The sequence below is a fragment of the Sulfitobacter sp. SBS6 genome (genome assembly GCF_048285585.1).
GTDB lineage: Bacteria > Pseudomonadota > Alphaproteobacteria > Rhodobacterales > Rhodobacteraceae > Sulfitobacter > Sulfitobacter pontiacus.
On the sequence record NZ_JBLWBA010000005.1, the window covers coordinates 733525 to 753687 of the forward strand.

Consider the following 20163-nt stretch of genomic DNA (forward strand, 5'->3'; position numbering starts at 1 on the left):
GGAGCCCCCGATGCCCAAAGGTTACTGGATCGCTAACGTCGACGTGCATGATGCCGAAGTCTACGACAAATACCGCGCCGCCAACGCCAAGCCCTTTGCCGATTTCGGGGCGAAGTTTCTGGTGCGTGGGGCCGCGCCCGACATCCGCGAAGGCACGTCGCACCCGCGCATCGTGGTGATCGAATTTGCCTCGCTGGCCGATGCGGTGGCCTGCTATGAAAGCGAGGGGTATCAGGCGGCCAAGGATATCCGGTCCTCCGTCTCTGACGGGAATCTGGTCATCGTCGAAGGGTATGACGCCTGAGGCCGCGACAGGCCCCCTGACGCCCCCGCCCCGCCTGCCCCTGCGGCATTGCGCTTTTTATACATCACCCCTTTGCGAATATGGGAAAAACGGAACGCTGCGCGCGGAATCGGGTTAGCCTCATGTGCCCGCAAGGATAAAGAGTTGCCATGTTTGAACGTCTATTTCCCCGCCGCAAGCCGGACCCCAAGCCGCTGCCACAGCCGACCCCCCAGCTTGCCCTTGGCGCGTTGCTGGTGCGTGTGGCGCTGGCCGACCGCACCTACCGCGCTGCCGAAGTGGGGCAGATCGACCGCATTCTCGCCCAGACCTTTGGCCTGAAACCGATCGAGGCCGCGAAACTGCGCGCCACCTGCGAAGCGCTGGAACGCCACGCCCCCGGTACGCCCGAATTCGCCCAGATCCTGCGCGAGGAAGTCGCCTATGAGGACCGCAAGGCGCTTGGCGATGCGATGTGGTCTGTGGCGCTGGCCGATGGCGCACGTGACGACGACGAAGAGATCCAGCTGCTGGCCATTGAAACCGCGCTTGGCCTTAGCGACGCCGACATGACCGCCGCCCGCGAAAAAGCGCTGAACGCTTTGTGACCTTGGCCTTGCGCCGCAACCGCTCTATATCACGCCCATGTTCGCAGAATTCATCAAACGGCTGACCCAGCCTGATCCCGCCCAGCTTCCCGATGGGGATGCCCGCCTTGCGCTGACCGCGCTTTTGGTGCGCATCGCCAAGTCGGATAATGAATACGCCCCGTCCGAGCGCGCGCGCATCGACCAGATCATCGCGAAACGCTATGCGCTGGACGCTGACGGCACCGCCTCCCTGCGCGCCGACGCCGAAGCGCTGGAAGCCGAAGCCCCCGATACCGTCCGCTTTACCCGCGCGATCAAGGATGCCGTCCCCTATGACGACCGCCTTGCCGTGATCAAAGCCCTGTGGGAAGTCGTGCTGGCCGATGGCAGCCGCTCTGACGAGGAAAACGCATTGCTGCGTTTGGTGGCCAACTTGCTGGGGGTCACAGACACCGACAGCGCCATCGTGCGCAAGCAGATTGAAGACAAAGACTAGTTTACGCGCAGGCGGTGAATTTACGCGGGGTCAAGCGTTGAATTATTGGGCAAAACCCAAGTTCTGGATTGCAAATCCCCCTTGAAATCACCTTAACTTGCTGCGGAATGCACAATAAGGCAGCACAGTGACAGATCAGCCCCCCGTTATTGAGATCAACAATCTTCACAAGGCTTATGGCCCTCTGGAGGTGCTCAAGGGGGTGTCGGTCAAGGCCCCGCGCGGGCACGTCATCTCGCTGATCGGGTCGTCCGGCTCCGGCAAATCGACGCTGCTGCGCTGCTGCAACCTGCTGGAAGACAGCCAAGAGGGCGATCTGCGCTTCAACGGCGAGGCCGTCACCTGGAAAGGCACCGGCCACCACCGCCGCCCTGCCGATCCAAAACAGGTGCTGCGCATCCGCACAAATTTGTCGATGGTGTTCCAACAGTTCAACCTGTGGTCCCATATGACGATCCTTCAAAACGTGATGGAGGCCCCGCTGACCGTCCTGCGCCGCGACCGCGCCGAGGTTGAGGCCGCCGCGCGGGCCTATCTCGACAAGGTGGGCATCGGCGACAAATGCGATGTCTTTCCGGCGCAACTGTCGGGCGGCCAGCAACAACGCGCCGCCATCGCACGCGGGCTGTGTATGGAGCCCGAAGCATTGCTATTCGACGAACCGACCTCGGCGCTGGACCCCGAGCTTGAGCAAGAGGTCGTCAAAGTCATCAAGGATCTGGCCGCCGAAGGGCGGACCATGATGATCGTAACCCATGATATGAAACTGGCGGCCGATGTCTCGGATCACGTCGTGTTCCTGCATCAGGGTTTGATCGAAGAACAAGGGGCCCCCGAAGACCTGTTCGGCGCCCCTAAATCAGAACGTCTGCGCGGGTTCCTCTCGGCCACTCACGCAGAGTAAAACCACCTAAAAACAATAAACTGGGAGACTTCAAAAATGAAAACACTCGTTCTTGCAACCGCCGCACTGGCGCTCAGCACCGGTTTCGCCATGGCAGACGCCCACGGCAAGACCATCCGCATGGGGACCGAAGGGGCCTACCCTCCCTATAACTTCCTGAATGACGCGGGCGAAGTAGACGGCTTTGAGCGCGAAGTCGGGGACGAGCTTTGCGCCCGTGCCGAGCTGACCTGCGAATGGGTCACCAACGAATGGGACAGCATCATCCCGAACCTCACGTCGGGCAACTACGACACCATCATCGCCGGTATGAGCATCACCGACGAGCGTGAAGAAGTGATTGATTTCACACAGAACTACTTCCCGCCCGCGGCTTCCGCCTATGCGGCGAAATCGGCGGATGCCGATGTGATGGGCGGTGTTGTTGCAGCACAGACCAGCACGATCCAGGCCGGTCACGTGGCTGAATCCGGTGCCACCCTGCTGGAATTCGCCACCTATGATGAAACCGTCGCAGCCGTGAACAATGGCGAAGCGGATGCGGTTTTCGCCGACAAGGACGCGCTGGTCCCCACGGTCGAGGAATCCGGCGGCGAGATGGTCTTTGTCGGTGACGACGTGCCACTGGGCGGCGGCATCGGCCTTGGCCTGCGCGAAAGCGACACAGAGCTGAAAGCGAAATTCGACGCCGCGATCCAGTCCATGAAGGACGATGGCAGCCTGAACAAGCTGATCATCAAATGGTTCGGCGAAGACGCCAATACATTCTGATCATGATCGGGGCGGCGCAGATGCCGCCCCTTTTCTCTGCCTGCCGATCTGATTAAAGACCCAAATCCAGACGCCCGCCAAAGGGCGCATACCACCGGGACATTCCGCCATTTTTGCCTGCACCGACCCAGAAACGCTTTCCGGCCTGTCGTGGCTGACGTGCTACCTGACCACGGGCAAGCATTTGGCCTTTTATGGTGCATTCGGCACCGTCTTGCTGCTGCTCGCCATCACCGCTCCCGCAGCACTTGCCTTTGGCTTTGGCGGCGCAATGGCCGCGCGGTCGCCCTTTGCGCCCCTGTCATGGCTGGGCCGCGCCTATATCGCCATTGTGCGCGGCGTGCCCGACATCGCCTTCTTCCTGTTCTTCGTCATCGCGCTGGATCAGGGCATCGAATACCTGCGCCACAAGGTGAAATGCCCCGACTGGGATCAGCCGATCCGTCAGGGCAGCGACTTTATCGTCTGTCAGGCCGCCAAGATGCCGCTTGGCAACTCTGCCCAATGGGTCCACGAGGCCTATGGCTTTTCGCTTGCGGTGCTGACCTTTGCCATCGTTTTCGGGGCCTTTGCCGCCAATGTGCTTTATGGCGCGATGCGCGCTGTGCCCCGCGCCCAGATCGAGACCGGCGAGGCGTATGGCATGACCCTGCGCCAGACCTTCTGGCGTATCCTTGTGCCGCAGATGTGGGTCTATGCGCTGCCCGGTCTGGGGAACCTGTGGATGGTGCTGATCAAGGCCACCCCACTGTTGTTCCTGCTGGGCGTCGAGGACATCGTCTATTGGGCGCGTGATCTGGGCGGAGCCAAGACCCCGCGCTTTACCGATTACCCCCACCCCGACTGGCGCATGTGGTATTTTCTGGCGCTGCTGGTGTTCTACCTCTGCTTTACCCGTGTGTCTGAAATCGTGCTCGACCGGCTGATGCGCCGTCTGACCAAGGGTCAGGCCACCGCCGGCGGCGAAGCACAGCGAAAGGCAGCGGCATGACCTGTTGGGAAACCATCCAATCCTACGGGCTGCGCTCGCTTGGCTATGGCGAACGGCTGCTGCCGCGCAGCGACTTTACGCTGTGTGACCAGTTCACCCTGATCGGGTCGGGCATGATCTGGAATGTCTACTACGGGTTTTTCGCGCTGGTCAGCGGCTTCCTGCTGGCGACCGCGCTGGCCGTGGCCAAGGCCCACCCCAGCCCTTGGCTGCGCAAACCGGCCGAATGGTTCATCTTCCTGTTCCGCGGCTCGCCCTTGTTCATCCAGTTCTTCTTTGGCTATTTCCTGTTCCTTAGCCTAAAATCTGTGCACCCGTTCTTTGATATGTTCACCTCTGCGTGGCTTGGGGCGCTGATTGTTCTGTTCTTCAACACCTCTGCCTACTCGGCCGAGATATTCTATGGCGCGCTGCAATCCATCCCCAAGGGCGACACCGAAGCCGCCGATGCCTACGGCATTTCCGGCTGGTCGCGGTTCAAGCGCATCATCTGGCCCACCATGCTGCGGCTGGCATGGCCCGCCTATACAAACGAGGCGATCTTCCTGTTTCATGCGACAACGCTGGTGTTTTTCACCGGTTTTCCGGCGCTGCAACAACGCGGGGACGCGCTGTATTACGCCAGCTATTTCGCGGACAAGACGTTTAACCCGTTTATCCCCTACCCCATTCTGGCGGGCTACTTCATTTTGCTGACGCTGGTGATCATCGCCATCTTCGGGCTGATCAACCGCCGTTTGAACCGCCATGTGCCTCAGGCTGCGGTGCGGAAAATTCGCTTGCGTCTAAATCTGATCCGGTAGTATCTGTTTTTTGATCAAATTATTTAGCGCGTGGGCGCTACCCCCGGTTTTCACGTTGTAAGAACGCCGTTCATGCCCGCCGCTTGCAAGGTGTGATATGAAAAACTGGCTCCGCAAACATCCTCAGGTCCGCACAATCCGTGTGGCCGCCGCCGACCTCAATGGTCAGGCCCGCGGCAAGCGCATCCCCACGCGTTTTGCCGACAAGGTGGTAGAGGACGGCACGCGCTTTCCGATGTCGGTGCTGAACCTCGATATCTGGGGCGAAGACATCGACGACAGCCCGCTGGTGTTTGAAAGCGGCGATGCCGATGGCATCCTGCACCCGACCGAACGCGGCTTTCTGCCGATGCCCTGGCTTGATGCGCCCTCTGCGCTGCTGCCGATCTGGATGTTCCACGAAGACGGGCGCCCCTATGGCGGCGACCCGCGCCATGCCCTGCGCGCGGTGGTCGAACGCTACAAGGATCGCGGGCTGACGCCGGTCTGCGCGGTCGAGCTTGAGTTTTTCCTGATCGACGATTCGGGCCGCAAACTGCAGGTGCCGCTGTCGCCGCGGTCGGGCAAACGCCGCAAGGCCGCCGAAACCCTGTCGATCCGCGCGCTGGACCAGTTCGATGAATTCTTCACCGATCTTTATGACGCCTGCGAAGAGATGGACATCCCCGCCGACACCGCCATTTCCGAAGCGGGTCTGGGCCAGTTCGAGATCAACCTCATGCATTGCGACGACGCCCTGCGCGCCGCCGATGATGCCTGGCTGTTCAAGATGCTGGTCAAGGGCCTCGCCCGCCGCCACGGCTTTGCCGCAAGCTTTATGGCGAAACCCTACGAAGATTACCCCGGATCTGGTTTGCACACGCATTTCTCGGTGCTCGACAAGAACGGCAACAATGTCTTTGACGACGGCGGCCCCCAAGGCACGGCGATCATGCGTCACGCGGTGGCGGGTTGTATGAATGCCATGGCCGGTTGCGCGTTGGTCTTTGCGCCCCACGCCAACAGCTTTGACCGTATGGTGCCCGGTGCCCACGCCCCCACGGGGATCTCTTGGGCCTACGAGAACCGCACCTCCTCCATCCGTATCCCGTCCGGCAGCCACAAGGCGCGGCGGATCGAACACCGTGTGTCGGGCGGCGACGTGAACCCCTATCTGATGCTGGCCGCCGTGCTGGGTGCTGCGATGAACGGCATCGAGGACGGGGCAGAGCCCCCCGCCCCCATCACCGGCAACGCCTATGCCGCCGACCTGCCGCAAATCCCCGGCGACTGGAAATCCGCGATCGACGCGTTCGAAAACTCCGCCGAGGTAAAGCGTATCTTTGCCCCTGAAATGGTGCGCAACTTTATCCTCACCAAACGGCAAGAGCTGCATTATATGCAAGAACTGACCCCGCAAGAGCAGGTCGAAATCTATCTGGACACGGTGTAATCAGATGCCCCCTATGAAAATCGGTATCCTTCAAACCGGCCACTCCCCCGACAATATGAAAGACGCGCTTGGCGATTATGGCGACATGTTCGTCAAATTGCTGGGCGGGCACGGGTTCGACTTCCAGATCTGGTCCGTGGTCGATGGCGACTTCCCCGCCTCGGCGGTGGATGCGGACGGCTGGCTGATCACCGGATCGAAACACGGTGCCTACGAGGATCACGACTGGATCCCCCCGCTGGAGCAGCTGATCCGCGCCATCCGCGAAGCAGGCCGCCCGCTGGTCGGCATCTGCTTTGGCCACCAGATCATTGCACAAGCCCTTGGCGGCAAGGTCGAGAAGTTCGCCGGCGGCTGGTCCGTGGGCCGCACCGAATATACCATCGACGGAGAGACCCTGGCCCTGAATGCCTGGCATCAGGATCAGGTCACCCAACTGCCCGATGGGGCCAAGGTGGTCGGCGCTTCCGACTTCTGCGCCAACGCTGCCCTGCTATATGATGATCAGATCTGGACCATCCAGCCCCACCCCGAATTTACCCAAGACTTTATCGACGGGCTGATCCGCACCCGCGGCAAGGGCGTGGTGCCCGATCACCAGCTTCAGGCGGCCTCTGCCCTACTGGACGCCCCCACCGACAATGCAAAAATCGCCGACCATATTGCAGATTTCCTCAAGAAAGAGAGATTATGATGTCCGACTGGCTTGAAGAGCTTCCCCCCGCAGCACGCGAATATCTGGAGGGCAAGCGGCTCGACGAAGTTGAATGTATCATCCCCGACCTCCCCGGCATCGCACGCGGCAAAGCGGTGCCCGCCACAAAATTCGCACGGCAGGAATATTTCCACCTGCCCGACAGCATCTTCTACCAGACCATCACCGGTGAATGGGGCGACGCCGCCGGTGCCGACGGGTTCATCGAAAAAGACATGATCCTGCGGCCCGATATCTCGACCGCGACCGCCGCCCCCTGGACCGGCGACTGGACATTGCAAGTGATCCACGACGCCTTTGACCGCGACGGCAATCCGGTAGAATATTCGCCGCGCAATGTGCTCAAACGCGTTGTCGATCTGTATCGCGCGCAAGGCTGGGAGCCGGTTGTCGCCCCCGAGATGGAATTCTTTCTGGTCGCGCGCAACCTCGACCCCGCGCATGAGATCAAGCCGATGATGGGTCGCTCCGGCCGCCCTGCTGCCGCGCGTCAGGCCTATTCCATGACCGCCGTCGATGAATTCGGCCCCGTGATCGACGACATCTACGACTTTGCCGAAGCGCAGGGGTTCGAGATTGACGGTATCACCCAGGAAGGCGGCGCGGGCCAGCTTGAGATCAACCTGATCCACGGTGACCCCGTGCGGCTGGCCGACGAGGTGTTCTATTTCAAACGTCTGATCCGCGAAGCCGCCCTGCGCCACGATTGCTATGCCACCTTCATGGCGAAACCCATCGCCAACGAACCCGGCAGCGCCATGCATATCCACCATTCGGTGCTGGATGCCACGACGGGCAAGAACATCTTCTCCGGCCCGCAAGGCGGCGAGACGGACGCGTTTTACCACTTTATCGCCGGCATGCAGAACCACATGCCCGACGCGCTGGCCGTCATTGCGCCCTATGTGAACAGCTACCGGCGCTACGTCAAAGACCATGCCGCGCCGATCAATCTGGAATGGGGCCGCGACAACCGCACCACCGGCATCCGCGTGCCCCTCTCCGGCCCCGCGTCACGCCGGGTCGAGAACCGCCTCGCCGGGATGGATTGCAACCCCTACCTCGGCATCGCCGCCTCGCTCGCCTGCGGTTATCTGGGTCTGATGGAACAGAAAAAGCCCAAAGCCGAATTCAAGGGCGACGCCTATGACGGCGACGGGGATATCCCGCAGGTGCTGGGATCCGCGCTGGATCTGTTTGAAGAGGCCACGACCCTGCACGAGGTGTTGGGCCCCGAGTTCGCCCGCGTCTACGCCATCGTCAAACGCGCGGAATACGAAGAGTTCCTGCATGTGATTTCCCCGTGGGAACGCGAGCACCTATTGATGAACGTCTAGGCCCGCCGCACCCGCGGGAGCCTTCGGCGAGGATTTAAGACCATTTGGAAGCGGCCAAGGGGGCCGATCTGCAATGAACCTGCTTTACGCAAACGACGCGCCGGGGCGCTATCCAGACAGCTGGTACGCCGCAACCGCAACCCCGACCGATGCCTACCCCACGCTCAAGGGCGATCAGCGCGCGGATGTCTGCGTTGTCGGGGGCGGCTATACCGGCCTGTCGGCTGCGCTGCATCTGGCACAGGCCGGTCGCCGCGTCGTGCTGGTCGAGGCGCAGCGCGTGGGCTTTGGGGCCTCGGGGCGCAATGGCGGGCAATTGGGGAGTGGTCAGCGCGTCGAACAGGACACGCTGGAAAAGATGGTCGGACGCGACACCGCAACGCGACTATGGGATCTGGGTCAGGACGCCAAAGCGCTTGTCAAAAGCCTGATCAAGACCCATGACATCGATTGCCACCTCAAGCCCGGCGTCGCCTGGACCGCCAGTTCTGCCGGTGACGTAGAGCATCTGCACACCTATGCCGGCTTCTTGCAGGACCGCTATGGCTACGACCAGATAGAGGTGTTGGACCGCGACGCGCTGCGCAACGTCTGTGCATCGCCCGCCTATCGCGGCGGTATTCTGGATATGGGGGCCGCGCATCTGCATCCTCTCAACCTCGCCCTCGGGCTGGCACGGGCGGCGCAGGCGGCAGGGGTCGAGATCTATGAACGCAGCGCCGTGCATCAGATCACCGAAGGCAGCCCCGCCACTGTGCAGACCGACGGCGGGCGGGTGACGGCGGACCATGTGATCCTGGCCTGCAACGGCTATTTGGGCGGGCTGAACCGCAAGGTCGCGGCCAAGGTCATGCCGATCAACAACTTTATCGTCGCCACCGAACCCTTGGGCGACCGCGTGAAAGACGTGCTGCCCCGGGATGTCGCCGTGGCCGATAGCAAATTCGTGGTGAATTATTTCCGGCTCAGCCATGATGGGCGGCTGCTGTTCGGCGGCGGCGAAAGCTATGGCTACCGCTTTCCCAGCGACCTCGCCGCCAAGGCGCGCAAACCCATGGGCCAGGGTTTCCCTGCGCTGCGCGACGTCAGGATCGACTATGCCTGGGGCGGCACGCTGGCGATCACCATGAAGCGGCTGCCCTTTCTGGCCCGCGTGGCCCCGAACATCCTGTCGGCTTCGGGCTATTCCGGCCACGGCGTCGGCACCGCGATCCACGCAGGACAGCTGATGGCCCGTGCGATCCAGGGCGATGGCGACGGCTTTGACACGATGAGCGCCCTGCCCACGCCGACCTTCCCTGGCGGCGGCGCGCTGCGCAGCCCGCTGCTCGCGCTCGCCATGAGCTGGTTCAGCCTGCGCGACCGTCTGGGGATATAGTCACAAAACATTCATGAAGCGGAACGGGGAAAAGACTTGGTCCCATAGGCGCATTGTTTTACCATTCTGAAAACAAACATTCAGGATATTGAAATATGACCCTGCCCGACATGCACAGCGCCGAAGCCATTCCCGACACAGCCCGCGCCGAGATAGAGCAGCTGTTGCAAAGCGGCGATCTGTTTCGCTACACCGCTGCCGCCGATGCGCCGGTGTCCCTGCTGGAGGCCGAGTTTGCGCAGATGATGGGCAGCCGCTATGCGCTGGCGGTGTCGTCCTGCTCTGCCGCGCTGTTTCTGTCGCTGCTGGCGCTGGACCTGCCGCAGAACGCCAAGGTGCTGATCCCCGGCTTTACCTTCGCGGCCGTGCCCTCTGCCGTGATCCACGCCAATTATACACCGGTGCTCTGCGAGGTCGGGGAAAACTACCGGATCGATATGTCGGATTTCGCCGCCAAGCTACCGGGTGTCGACGCGGTGATCATCAGCCACATGCGGGGGCATACCTCGGATATGGATGCGATCATGCAGCTGTGCGATGCCGCAAATGTGCCGGTGATCGAGGATGCGGCCCATTCACTCGGCACCCTCTGGCACGATCGCAAGATCGGCACCATCGGCAAGATCGGCTGCTTTTCCTTCCAGTCCTACAAGATGGTCAACGCGGGCGAAGGCGGCATCCTGATCACCGACGACGCCGATCTGGTGGCCCGTGCGATCATCATGTCCGGCGCCTATGAACACAACTGGAAGAAACACCCCGGCATCGCGGACGCCTGCGCGCGTTGGCAGAATAAACTGCCGCTTTATAACTTGCGTCTCAACAACCTGTCAGCGGTTCTGGTGCGGGCCCAACTGGCCGAACTGCCCCGCCGTGTGGCCGACGGGCTGCGCAACCACGACTACGTCGCGGCCAAGCTGAACGCCGCCCCCCAGATCGACGTCCCCGCCCCGCTGCCCCCAGAAACCCGCGCGCCGGATTCCATCCAGTTCAATCTGGTCGGGCTGGACGATGCCGCCATCCACGCCTTCGCCGAAGCCAGCGCCAAGGCCGGCGTCAAGGTTCAGGTCTTCGGCCAAAGCACCGACAACGCGCGCGCCTTCTGGAACTGGCAGTTCATCAAGGACCTGCCCGACCTGCCCCGCACCCGCGCCATGTTGATGACCGCCTGCGATGTGCGCCTGCCCGTGCAACTGCAACCAGCCGAGCTCGACGCGATTGTGAATGTGCTGCTCGGGGCGCTGGCGACGGTGACGAAATCCGCCGCGGCCTGAGGCTTCATTTTGCCAGATAAACTCCCGCCGGAGGCATCCGGCAGACACACCAAAGCCCACCCGTCAGCGGGTGGGCTTTAACCGTTCAAACGGGGGCCAAGCGCCGTCACTTCAGCTTGGACAGTTTTTCCTGCAGCTCGGCCAGTTGTTGTTTGATCGCATCCAGACTTTCGGCGTCATCGCCCTTGGCGCTGGCGGGGCGCTGGTCGGTCTTGCCCATGCCGTTCCAAGGTGTCGGCATATTGCCGGTCATCGCCTTCATGAACGCCTCTTGCTGGGCCTGCATGACCTCGAAACCGGGCATCTTCGCCATCGGGTTGATCGTGTTCATGTTCTCAAGCACCCGCGCCTGACCGTCGCGCAGCATGTCAAACGATGTCTTGAGGAACTGCGGCACAACGCTCGCATCGGGGGACATATAGCTGCGCACAAGATCGTTGAGCACATCCACGGGCAGCACGGATTCACCGCGGCTTTCGTGTTCGGCGATGATTTGCAGCAGATATTGGCGGGTCAGATCGTCGCCTGATTTCAGGTCCACAATCTGCACCTCGCGCCCGTCGCGGATAAACCCCGAGATATCATCCAGCGTCACATAGTCACTGGTTTCGGTATTATACAGGCGGCGGCTGGCATATCGTTTGATAAGCAGGGGCTTGACTGTTTCGGTCACGGTAGATCCTTCCCAAATAGCATGCTGCATTGCAGCTTAGGGCAGCTTAAATGAAAAAGATAGGTGCCACAAAAAAGGGCAGACCGCAAAGTCTGCCCTGATCAATCTTTACCTGAACCAAAGGCCGGTGCGATTACTTCGCAGCGGCTTTCTTTGTGGCGGCTGTCGCGTCGGATGTCGCTTTTTTCACAGCAGCTGTTGCTTCTTCGGACATGTCTTTGCCCGCAGCCATCATCAGCTCGACTGTGTCCATCTGGACCTTCTTCGCGATTTCAGCGAAAGCGGCCATATGCTCGGACGCGACTTCAGCAGAAGCCGAGGTGAACTCGGTCATTGCTTTGGCGTAATCTGCTGGCTCTTGCTTGGCTTTCGACATCTCGGACATTTTTGCCAGAGTGTCTTTTGTCCATTTGCTGGAAATCTCGGCGGATTTCTCGGCAGCGTTCAGCGCTACGCCGGACAGCTTTTCGTTCAGTGTCGCGGTTGTTTTGAACGCGTCGTTCATTGCGGATGTGTCAACTGGGAATGCACCCATCATGTCTTTCATCATCGCGGCGAAATCTGGTGTCTTCGTCATGGTAAACTCTCCTTCTGGGGTCAAGCGGCGTCTACCGCTACGTTATGACTACCCCATAGATAGATGCTGCGGTGCGGCATTGCAAGTTTTTTCTGCAATGCAGCATCAGGCCATTTCAGCCCGCCGCCCCATAAAAAATTGACTAATCAGATCAGCCTCTTGCCTTGCGCACCACATAGGTACCCGGGGCTTCGCCCAGGGTATCACGGCCCTTTTCACCCGGAATACGGGCATCGACTTTCCCGTCAGAGCGATTCTCGAGCCACGCGCCCCAGCGGGGCCACCACGACCCTTCGTGGAACTTTGCCCCCTCCAGCCAGTCCTCGTGATCCAGCGACAGGTTGTCGTTTGTGTAGTGGCCGTATTTGCCTTTGCTCGGCGGGTTCACGATCCCCGCGATATGGCCCGATTGGGTCATCACAAAGGTCTTGTCCGCGCTGCCCATCATGCGCACGCCGCGATAGCTGTCTTTCCACGGCGCGATGTGGTCGGTCTCGCAGCCGATGGCGATGAGCGGCACATCGATATCCTCCAGCTTCAGACGATGCCCCAACAGTTCAAAGCCGCCCTCGACCAGCTTGTTCTGCTGGCAAAGCCCGCGCAGATACTCCATCGCCATGCGCTGCGGCAGGTTCGCCCCGTCACCGTTCCAATACAGCAGATCAAAGGCCGGAGGCGTGTCGCCCAGCATGTAGCTTTTGATCGCGGGCCCATAGACCAGATCATTCGACCGCAAGAAAGAGAAGGTCCGCGCCATGATGACCGAAGGCAGGATCCCCTTGTCCTTGGTCTCTGCCTCGATCCCGTCGATAAAGTCGTCGGTCAGGAAGGGCTGGAACTCCCCCTGATCGGAGAAATCGGTGAGCGCGGTAAAGAAGGTCGCGGATTTGACGGATGTATCGCCGCGCTGCTTCATCAAGGACAGCGTCAGCGACAGCGTGGTTCCCGCGATGCAATAGCCTACGGCGTGCACCTGTTCCTGCGCCGTGATCTCCTTCACCTCGCGGATCGCGGTCAGGAACCCGTCCTCGATATAGTCGCCCATGCCGATGTCACGATGACTTTGGTCCGGATTGACCCACGACACCATAAACAGCGTATAGCCCTGATCCACGATCCATTTCACCAGACTGTTCTGGGCCTTGAGATCAAGGATATAGAATTTATTGATCCAGGGCGGGAAGATCACGATCGGCGTGGCATCGACCTTTTCGGTGCTGGGGCTGTATTGGATCAGCTCGAACAGATTGTTGCGATAGACGACCTTGCCGGGGGATGTGGCGATGTTGCGGCCCAGTTCAAACGCGCTTTCATCGGCCAGCCGCACGATCAGCTCGCCGTTATTCGCCTCCAGATCGGCAATCAGGTTCTCCAGCCCGCGGATCAGGCTTTCGCCCTCGGTCGCCACAGCGCGTTCCAGCGCATCGGGGTTGGTGGCCAGAAAATTGGTCGGGCTCATCATGTCGATGATCTGGCGGCTGAAGTATTGCAGCCGTTTCTTTTCATGCGGGGCCAAATCGGCCACATGATCCACCGCTTGGCCCAGGGCCTCTGCGTTGATCTGGTACTGCTGTTTGACAAAGTTGAAATAGGGGTGCGATTTCCACAGCGGGTTGGCAAAGCGGCGATCCTCGGGCGAGGTATCTTCCGGCGCGGCCAGCTTGCCTTTGGCCAGCGCCTGTTGCGCCTCCATAAAGTGGCCGACGGATTTGCTCCAGTAGGATACCTGCTGTTCGATCATCTTGGCGGGGTTCTGTACGGCTTCGGTCCAGTAGGACGCGGCGGCCTTTGCAAACAGCTCTTGATTCGGGCCGTCCAAACTCGCCTGATGCGTGTCCCGCCCGACCATGATCTGCGACAGCCGCGCGCCAAGCGCTTCGACCTTACGCAGGTTTTCCGCCATACGTTCCTGTGCCTTGGAGCTCTCTGCGTCGGTCTTGGTTGTTTTTATTGTCATGCTAACCGTTCCTCCCTATGTTTGCACCTGCAGCATCGCGCCGACCTTTGGGGGAGGGTCTGACAAGATGCCGGGCACAAGGCCCCCAACAGGAGACCCCTTACATGAAGTATATGGCATCTTACGATTTAATGGAAACGATGAGAAACACCAACCAGTGGCTGGGTGCCACGGCGTTGGCGATGGCATCGTATCCCGCTTTTGCCGCCATCCCGAACCCTGCGCTGAACTGGATGGCCGCATGGGGCGAAGTGACCGAACGCAGCTTTTCGCGCATGGTGGTCAAACCTGATTGGGATATCCCCCCCGCCGTGGGCGTTGATGGTGCGGACCATCCCGTCCTGATCGAGAAAGAGCTGGAAGGTGCCTTTGGCGATCTGGTGCATTTCGTCGTACAGGGCCGCGATGCGCCCAAGCGCAAGATCCTGCTGGTCGCGCCCATGTCGGGCCACTATGCGACGCTGCTGCGGTCGACCGTCATCAGCCTGATCCCGGACGCGGACCTTTATATCACCGACTGGCACAACGCCCGCGACATCCCCGTCAGCGCCGGCAAGTTCGACGTAGAGGATTATACCCTGCGGCTCGTTGACTATATGCGCCATCTGGGCCCCGACGTGCATGTCATCGCCGTGTGCCAACCCGCCCCGCTGACCCTCGCCGCGACGGCCTATCTGGCGGAACAGGACCCCAAGGCGCAGCCAAGCTCGCTCACATTGATCGGCGGCCCCATCGACACCGCGGCCAGCCCGACAGAGGTGACGGATTTCGGCCACCGCGTGAACATGAACCAACTGCAAGAGATGATGATCCAGCAGGTCGGCTTCCAGCACCAGGGCGTGGGCCGCAAGGTCTATCCCGGTCTGCTGCAGCTGAATTCCTTTATCACGATGAACGCCGAAACCCATGCCAAGGCCTTCCGCGACCAGATCATGCGTGTCGCACAGGGGCTGGCCGGCGACCACGACAAACACAACAAGTTCTACGACGAATACCTCGCCGTGATGGACATGCCCGCTGAATTCTACCTCTCCACCGTGCAGCGGATCTTCAAGGACAACGAGATCGGCACCAACAGCTTCTCGATCAAGGGTCAGCCCGTGGACATCGGCAAGATCACCGATGTCGCCGTCAAAACGGTCGAGGGCACCAAGGACGATATCTCGGCCCCCGGTCAATGTATCGCGGCGCTGAACCTCTGCACCGGCCTGCCCGACGACAAAAAGGCAAGCCACCTTGAAGACGGCGCAGGGCACTACGGGATCTTTGCCGGCAAAAGCTGGCGCGAGAATATCCGCCCGCTGGTGCTGAAGTTCATCGACGACAACCAGCGCACGGCCAAGGCGACAGCCCCCAAGGCCCCTGCGGCCCCGGCCAGCGCGGGTAAAACCTCGATCCCCGCACAGAAGTCGACGGCATAATGCCCGCCGCGCCGCGTGACCTGCCCTTTGCCTGTGCCTGCGGCACGGTCAAAGGGACCCTGCGCGGCGTGACACCCGCGCGCGGCAGCCACGCCCAATGCCACTGCATCGATTGCCGCGCGGCCGAGGTCTACCTCGACCAGCCCGACCCCGCGCCACGGGCGATCCAACTGTTCCAGACCACGCCCGACAGGTTCCACTTCGATCAGGGTTTCGACAAATTGTCGGTGTTTTCCTTCGGGGAGACAAATCTGCTGCGCTGGTATGCCTCTTGCTGTGGCACGCCGATGTTCAACACGCTGCGCAAGCCCAAGCTCGCCTTTGCCAGCATCATGACCCGCACCCTGTCCGACCCTGCCCCGCTTGGGCCGATCGTCGGCACCGGCTATATCCCGACGCCCTCGGGCAAGCTGCGGAACGAAGGGCTGCCACGGTTGATCTGGGGGGCGCTGTCGCGGGCAGCCGGGGCCAAGGTGACAGGCCGCTGGAAGGTGAACCCCTTTATCGATCCGGACACAGCAACGCCCAAACGCCCCGTGCACATCGTTCCGCGTGACCAGCGCAAGGCGATCACCGAGGCGCTGCGCTAACCCGCACTTGCCCCGCCCCGATCACGCAGGGGTCAGGGGCATCTTCAACCATTCCTTGATCGCGGCAGTCGTGGCTTCGGGCTGTTCCAGCGTGGGCAGATGCCCTGCCCCCTCGATCACGCGCAAAATCGCATAAGGCAGCAGTTCAGCCATGAAACTATGGCGCTTGACGGGGTTGAGCCTGCCCACCTCGCCACACATCACCAACGTCGGCACCTTGCACTTGCGCAATACCGCCTGCTGGTCACGGGCCCGTTGCAAGGCGCGGGCTTGGCGCACATAGACTTCCGGCCCCAGCGTGTCGGCCATATCCAGCGCAATCTCCAAAATCGCCGCGCGGTCCGGACCGGGGGCCAGCCAGACGGGGTTCAGCTCTTCGCGCATGGCATCGGCCAGCCGCCCCGACTTGACCTTGACGATCAACATCTCGCGCGCGGCAGCACTCTGCGGCGTTTCGGCCAGCGGGCTGGCATCGATCAACGCCAACCGCGTCAACCGATCCGGCGCACGGCGCAAAATCTCAAGCGCGACAGCACCGCCCAACCCCAAGCCTGCCAGCGCGAAACGCTTGGGCAACTGGTCCAGCAGACCAGAGGCGATTTCCTCGATCCGCTCGCCTTGGGTAATCGGGGCGACAGTCACAGCGGTTTTCGCCGACAGCTCGGCGATCTGCGGCCAGAACACCCGCGCGTCAGACATGAGGCCCGGCAGAAGAACAAGAGGGTCAGCCATGTATGTCCCTGTCACTAGTCATAAATTCGCGTCACTTCGGGACACTGCTGCTGCGCCGCACCTCATCACGGATAGGCGATGCCACGCAAGGGCGGAAAATCGCCATAGCGCGCACGGCGCTGTGCCAAGGGCTCCGACGGCGACTTCCCGCCGCGCAACAGCATCCCGCGCGGCGCGATATAGCTTGAGATGCTGCGCAGCGGCTGCGGTCTCCACGTCAGGTTGAAGGCGGCGAGCTTGGGGAAGAACCACATCTCGGAATAGGGCAGATGGTCATGCACCCACCACGCCAGATCACGCCAGTCGCGCCCCTGATCATACTGGTCGGCAAACCACGGGATCACGATGGTCGCCCCCGCAATCGCCTGCGCCTCTGCGCCACGGTCCCAGATGTGACATTCGATCGGGTTGTCATTGGCCGCGCAATTCAGCTTGTGCCGGTTGCCATAGGCATTCAGCGCCGCCGACCGATACCCCGACCGCACGGCGATCCGGCCAAAGGTTTCCTCTAGCGGGTCCAGCAAGGTCGTGCAGAAGGCCCGTCCGTTTTCGATGGCAAGATCGGGATTGTCGGGGATATTGGGCTGCCCGTGAAACCCCGAGATCTCGGAGTACATGAAATCGCGCATAAAGAAATGCCGCGACAGCCGGACCCGCCCAAAGGTTTCAAGGCTCCACATGCTGGCCGGTTTACGCATGGCAAAGCCCCCAATCCTCAGGCCGTGGCAGAGACCTCTTCCACCGCTTGGATCAGCAGTTCCAGACAGCGGTCGTCCGAAAAGCGGTGGTCCGCATCCTTGACCAGTTGCAACTGCATGTCCGGCCCCTGCGCATGTTCCAGCAGACGCACGGCTGTGGCAACGCTGACGGCGGTGTCTGCGGTGCCTTGCAGAAAGCGCGTCGGGAACGGCAGATGCAGCGGATCGCGCAGCACCAGCTGCTTGCGCCCGTCCTCGATCATCCGGCGGGTGATGATGTAAGGCTCCATATAATCGGACGGCAGTTCGACCTGCCCCGTCTCGGCCAAAGTCTGTTTCTGCGCCTCGGTGAAGCTGGCCCAATAGCCGTCTTCGGTAAAATCAGGTGCCGCGGCGATGGTCACCAGCCCCGCGATCCGCGCGGGCAGCGCGCGCACCAGCAGCAGAGATTGCCAGCCGCCCATGGATGATCCCACCGGCAGGATCGGGCCCTCGGTCAACGCTTCTACCGCGGCCAACGTGTCTTCGGCCCAATCGCCAATGCAGCCCTCCGTGAACGCGCCAGAAGATTCCCCGTGACCCGAATAATCGAACCGCAAGAACGCCCGCCCCTCGCGTTTGGCCCAGTCTTCAAGGAACACCGCCTTGGTGCCCATCATGTCGGATTTCAGACCGCCCAGAAACACCACGCAGGGGCCTGTGCCTTCGGTCTTGTGATAGGCCAGCCGCCGCCCTTGAGGCGTCTCCAGATACATCGGCGCCGTCATCCTCAGCCCCCCAGATAGGTGCCCTTGGCGGGGCGATAAAAGATCTTCTGATTGTGCAGACGGCCCAGCAGATCGTCGATCCGGCGCAGGCTGTCTTTGGCGGCATCGGCGGGCAGCATCGATGCGGTGTCATTCAGCGCATCCATCGACAGATCGCGTTTGGTCACATGTAGCGCTGCCTCGATCAGGTCGATATCGCTGATCGTCAGCTCGAAGTTGCGGTTGTGTTTGGACATGGGCGAACCCCTTTGGATCAAATGCGCGCCCCAGTCATACGCCCCGCCGCCCCGACGATCAATCCGCCGCTTCGACTTCGCGCAGCCCAAGCGCCGCAATCGCGGCCCCTGCGGACATGACTGCGAATAGAACCAGCGTTGCCACCGGCCCGATCAACGCGGCACCGCCCCCCGCCACGCCCGCGACCAACAGCAGCCCGCCAATCACCGTGTTGGACACGGCGGCATAGGCCGACCGCTGGTCCTTGGGCGACATATCCACCAGATAGGTAGACCGCCCCTGCCGCACCCCGTGGTAGGCGATCATCAGGATGAACAGCACCAGCGGCATGGCCCAGATCTGCGTCGCCATCCCAAGCAGCGCCAGCGCCACCGCGCCCCCCATCGCCAAGGCCCCGACAATGCCGGTCAACATCAGCACACGGCGGCTCGACTGGTCCGACAGCCGCCCCCAGACGTAGGAGCTTAACAGCGACGCCAAAGCCGAGGCGAGCACCAGCGCGCCAAGCTGGCCAAGGGCGGATTGATCCTCGCCCCCCGCCAGCACCACAAAATACGGCGGCGCAAGCGATGTGGCGACCAGCAGCCCGCGCACCAGAATGAACCGCCGCAGGTTCGCGTCCTCCTTCAGGATAGAGAAACTGGCAGGCGTCGCCTTGCCGCCCTCGCTTTTGGCCTCGTCCAGCGTGGAAAACAACAGCGCCGCGCCGCCCCATAGTGCGGCCGCCAGCCCGATCGCCGCGATCACCACGCCGCGATCCTGCACCAACCCCGACATCAGCAAAAGCGCCAGCACCAGCACCCCGGCAGAGGCGACAGACCCCGCCGTGCCCGTGATCGACCCGCGCCGCGACTTGCCCACGGTCTTGCCAAGGATATCCTTATACGACACCGAACAGGCCGCGCGGCTGACCGCCAGCCCCGCCAGCGCCGCGCAAATCGCCAGCCCCGCCGCTGATCCGTCCAACGTGAGCGCCGCCAGCACGATCAGCGCCGCGAAAATGCCCTGCCCCGCAGATCCCGCGACCCACGCCCATTTGCGCCGCGCCATCGCCTGCACCCAGCCCGCCATGACGATCTGCGGCAACAGCGCCCCCGCCTCGCGGATCGGCACCAGCGCCCCGGCATAGACCGCAGGCGCACCAAGTGCCGTCAGCAGCCACGACAGCATGAGCTTGGGGTCAATCAGCCCGTCAGCCACTTTGGTCATGGTCAGGCTGGCGATATGGCGCAGGGCGTTCGGGGCCTCGGCCTCTTGCGCGTGGGGCGACAGGTCCTGCGCGTCACCCTCTGCCCCTGAAAGCGTCTCAAACGCCCGCTGCGCCACATCATCCTGCATGTCTTCGCGTCCCGTCGCTGTCCGTTAATCTGATGTTATCTATGGCACCGCGCCCCCAAGGAAAGGACAGCGCCCCATTTCACACGCCGCGCCCGCGCGCCCCACCGCGATATTGACAAGCCAGACCACCGACGCCAAACAGGCCGGACGCATATAACCCGCAACCGGGCGTCTCGTAGGCGCCAAACCGACGAGGAGG

22 protein-coding genes are annotated in these 20163 nt (G+C 61.8%); 14 read left to right on the plus strand and 8 right to left on the minus strand.

What is annotated here, in order from left to right:
* The first annotated feature begins 10 nt into the window (after nt 1-10).
* The 12 genes from ACNQ62_RS06990 to ACNQ62_RS07045 all read left to right on the plus strand — a co-directional run bounded on the left by ACNQ62_RS06990 (nt 11) and on the right by ACNQ62_RS07045 (nt 10974).
* A complete protein-coding gene (locus tag ACNQ62_RS06990) occupies nt 11-304 on the plus strand; it encodes a DUF1330 domain-containing protein (protein ID WP_005852461.1) in 294 nt (97 codons plus the stop codon).
* Between the two features lie 149 nt (nt 305-453).
* Nucleotides 454-891: a TerB family tellurite resistance protein gene (locus tag ACNQ62_RS06995; RefSeq protein ID WP_064216932.1), complete on the plus strand. Its 438-nt coding sequence runs from the start codon at nt 454-456 to the stop codon at nt 889-891.
* 37 nt (nt 892-928) lie between these two features.
* Nucleotides 929-1369: a TerB family tellurite resistance protein gene (locus ACNQ62_RS07000; RefSeq protein ID WP_005852457.1), complete on the plus strand. Its 441-nt coding sequence runs from the start codon at nt 929-931 to the stop codon at nt 1367-1369.
* 127 nt (nt 1370-1496) lie between these two features.
* Nucleotides 1497-2273, plus strand: a complete 777-nt coding sequence (locus tag ACNQ62_RS07005) for an ABC transporter ATP-binding protein (RefSeq protein ID WP_005852455.1) — start codon at nt 1497-1499, stop codon at nt 2271-2273.
* Between the two features lie 36 nt (nt 2274-2309).
* Nucleotides 2310-3044 carry a transporter substrate-binding domain-containing protein gene (locus ACNQ62_RS07010; RefSeq protein ID WP_005852453.1) on the plus strand — a complete coding sequence of 245 codons (735 nt, stop codon included), beginning with the start codon at nt 2310-2312 and terminating at the stop codon, nt 3042-3044.
* Nucleotides 3045-3153: 109 nt separating this feature from the next.
* On the plus strand, nt 3154-4035 hold the full coding sequence (locus ACNQ62_RS07015) for an ABC transporter permease (RefSeq protein ID WP_418094704.1): 882 nt from the start codon (nt 3154-3156) through the stop codon (nt 4033-4035).
* The gene (locus ACNQ62_RS07020; RefSeq protein WP_064216931.1) at nt 4032-4838 is read left to right on the plus strand and encodes an ABC transporter permease; all 807 of its coding nucleotides are present in this window, start codon (nt 4032-4034) and stop codon (nt 4836-4838) included. Before ACNQ62_RS07015 ends, ACNQ62_RS07020 begins: the two co-directional genes overlap by 4 nt.
* A 97-nt stretch (nt 4839-4935) precedes the next feature.
* Nucleotides 4936-6270 (plus strand): glutamine synthetase family protein, encoded by a 1335-nt coding sequence (locus ACNQ62_RS07025; protein WP_005852447.1) that lies wholly within the window; start codon nt 4936-4938, stop codon nt 6268-6270.
* Between the two features lie 13 nt (nt 6271-6283).
* On the plus strand, nt 6284-6964 hold the full coding sequence (locus ACNQ62_RS07030) for a type 1 glutamine amidotransferase (protein ID WP_168592374.1): 681 nt from the start codon (nt 6284-6286) through the stop codon (nt 6962-6964).
* A complete protein-coding gene (locus tag ACNQ62_RS07035) occupies nt 6964-8322 on the plus strand; it encodes a glutamine synthetase family protein (protein ID WP_037944976.1) in 1359 nt (452 codons plus the stop codon). Before ACNQ62_RS07030 ends, ACNQ62_RS07035 begins: the two co-directional genes overlap by 1 nt.
* A gap of 73 nt (nt 8323-8395) precedes the next feature.
* Nucleotides 8396-9700 (plus strand): NAD(P)/FAD-dependent oxidoreductase, encoded by a 1305-nt coding sequence (locus ACNQ62_RS07040; protein ID WP_418094491.1) that lies wholly within the window; start codon nt 8396-8398, stop codon nt 9698-9700.
* A 95-nt stretch (nt 9701-9795) separates the two neighbouring features.
* The gene (locus ACNQ62_RS07045) at nt 9796-10974 is read left to right on the plus strand and encodes a DegT/DnrJ/EryC1/StrS family aminotransferase (RefSeq protein WP_418094492.1); all 1179 of its coding nucleotides are present in this window, start codon (nt 9796-9798) and stop codon (nt 10972-10974) included.
* Nucleotides 10975-11080: 106 nt separating this feature from the next.
* Here ACNQ62_RS07045 and phaR read toward each other — a convergent pair whose 3' ends face one another.
* From phaR to ACNQ62_RS07060, 3 genes are all read right to left on the minus strand, one after another.
* Nucleotides 11081-11647 carry a polyhydroxyalkanoate synthesis repressor PhaR gene (phaR, locus tag ACNQ62_RS07050; protein WP_005852439.1) on the minus strand — a complete coding sequence of 189 codons (567 nt, stop codon included), beginning with the start codon at nt 11645-11647 and terminating at the stop codon, nt 11081-11083.
* A 133-nt stretch (nt 11648-11780) separates the two neighbouring features.
* A complete protein-coding gene (locus ACNQ62_RS07055; RefSeq protein WP_005852437.1) occupies nt 11781-12224 on the minus strand; it encodes a phasin family protein in 444 nt (147 codons plus the stop codon).
* Nucleotides 12225-12375: 151 nt separating this feature from the next.
* Entirely contained in the window at nt 12376-14181 is a 1806-nt protein-coding gene (locus tag ACNQ62_RS07060; protein ID WP_418094493.1) for a PHA/PHB synthase family protein, read from the minus strand.
* A gap of 104 nt (nt 14182-14285) precedes the next feature.
* Here ACNQ62_RS07060 and phaZ point away from each other — a divergent pair, with 104 nt between their 5' ends.
* Both phaZ and ACNQ62_RS07070 read left to right on the plus strand, forming a co-directional pair.
* Nucleotides 14286-15602, plus strand: a complete 1317-nt coding sequence (phaZ, locus tag ACNQ62_RS07065; protein WP_037943833.1) for a polyhydroxyalkanoate depolymerase — start codon at nt 14286-14288, stop codon at nt 15600-15602.
* The gene (locus ACNQ62_RS07070; protein ID WP_037963046.1) at nt 15602-16192 is read left to right on the plus strand and encodes a DUF6151 family protein; all 591 of its coding nucleotides are present in this window, start codon (nt 15602-15604) and stop codon (nt 16190-16192) included. Before phaZ ends, ACNQ62_RS07070 begins: the two co-directional genes overlap by 1 nt.
* 21 nt (nt 16193-16213) lie before the next feature.
* Here the strand turns inward: ACNQ62_RS07070 and ACNQ62_RS07075 are convergent, their stop codons facing one another.
* The 5 genes from ACNQ62_RS07075 to ACNQ62_RS07095 all read right to left on the minus strand — a co-directional run bounded on the left by ACNQ62_RS07075 (nt 16214) and on the right by ACNQ62_RS07095 (nt 19964).
* Nucleotides 16214-16924 (minus strand): alpha/beta fold hydrolase, encoded by a 711-nt coding sequence (locus ACNQ62_RS07075; protein WP_037943831.1) that lies wholly within the window; start codon nt 16922-16924, stop codon nt 16214-16216.
* Nucleotides 16925-16989: 65 nt separating this feature from the next.
* Entirely contained in the window at nt 16990-17604 is a 615-nt protein-coding gene (locus ACNQ62_RS07080; RefSeq protein WP_286698638.1) for a hypothetical protein, read from the minus strand.
* A 35-nt stretch (nt 17605-17639) separates the two neighbouring features.
* On the minus strand, nt 17640-18389 hold the full coding sequence (locus tag ACNQ62_RS07085) for an alpha/beta hydrolase (RefSeq protein ID WP_037963050.1): 750 nt from the start codon (nt 18387-18389) through the stop codon (nt 17640-17642).
* Nucleotides 18390-18391: 2 nt separating this feature from the next.
* Entirely contained in the window at nt 18392-18625 is a 234-nt protein-coding gene (locus tag ACNQ62_RS07090; protein WP_005852428.1) for a hypothetical protein, read from the minus strand.
* Between the two features lie 58 nt (nt 18626-18683).
* Complete coding sequence (locus ACNQ62_RS07095; protein ID WP_407474537.1) at nt 18684-19964, minus strand: MFS transporter; 1281 nt, start codon at nt 19962-19964, stop codon at nt 18684-18686.
* Between the last annotated feature and the right edge of the window lie 199 nt (nt 19965-20163).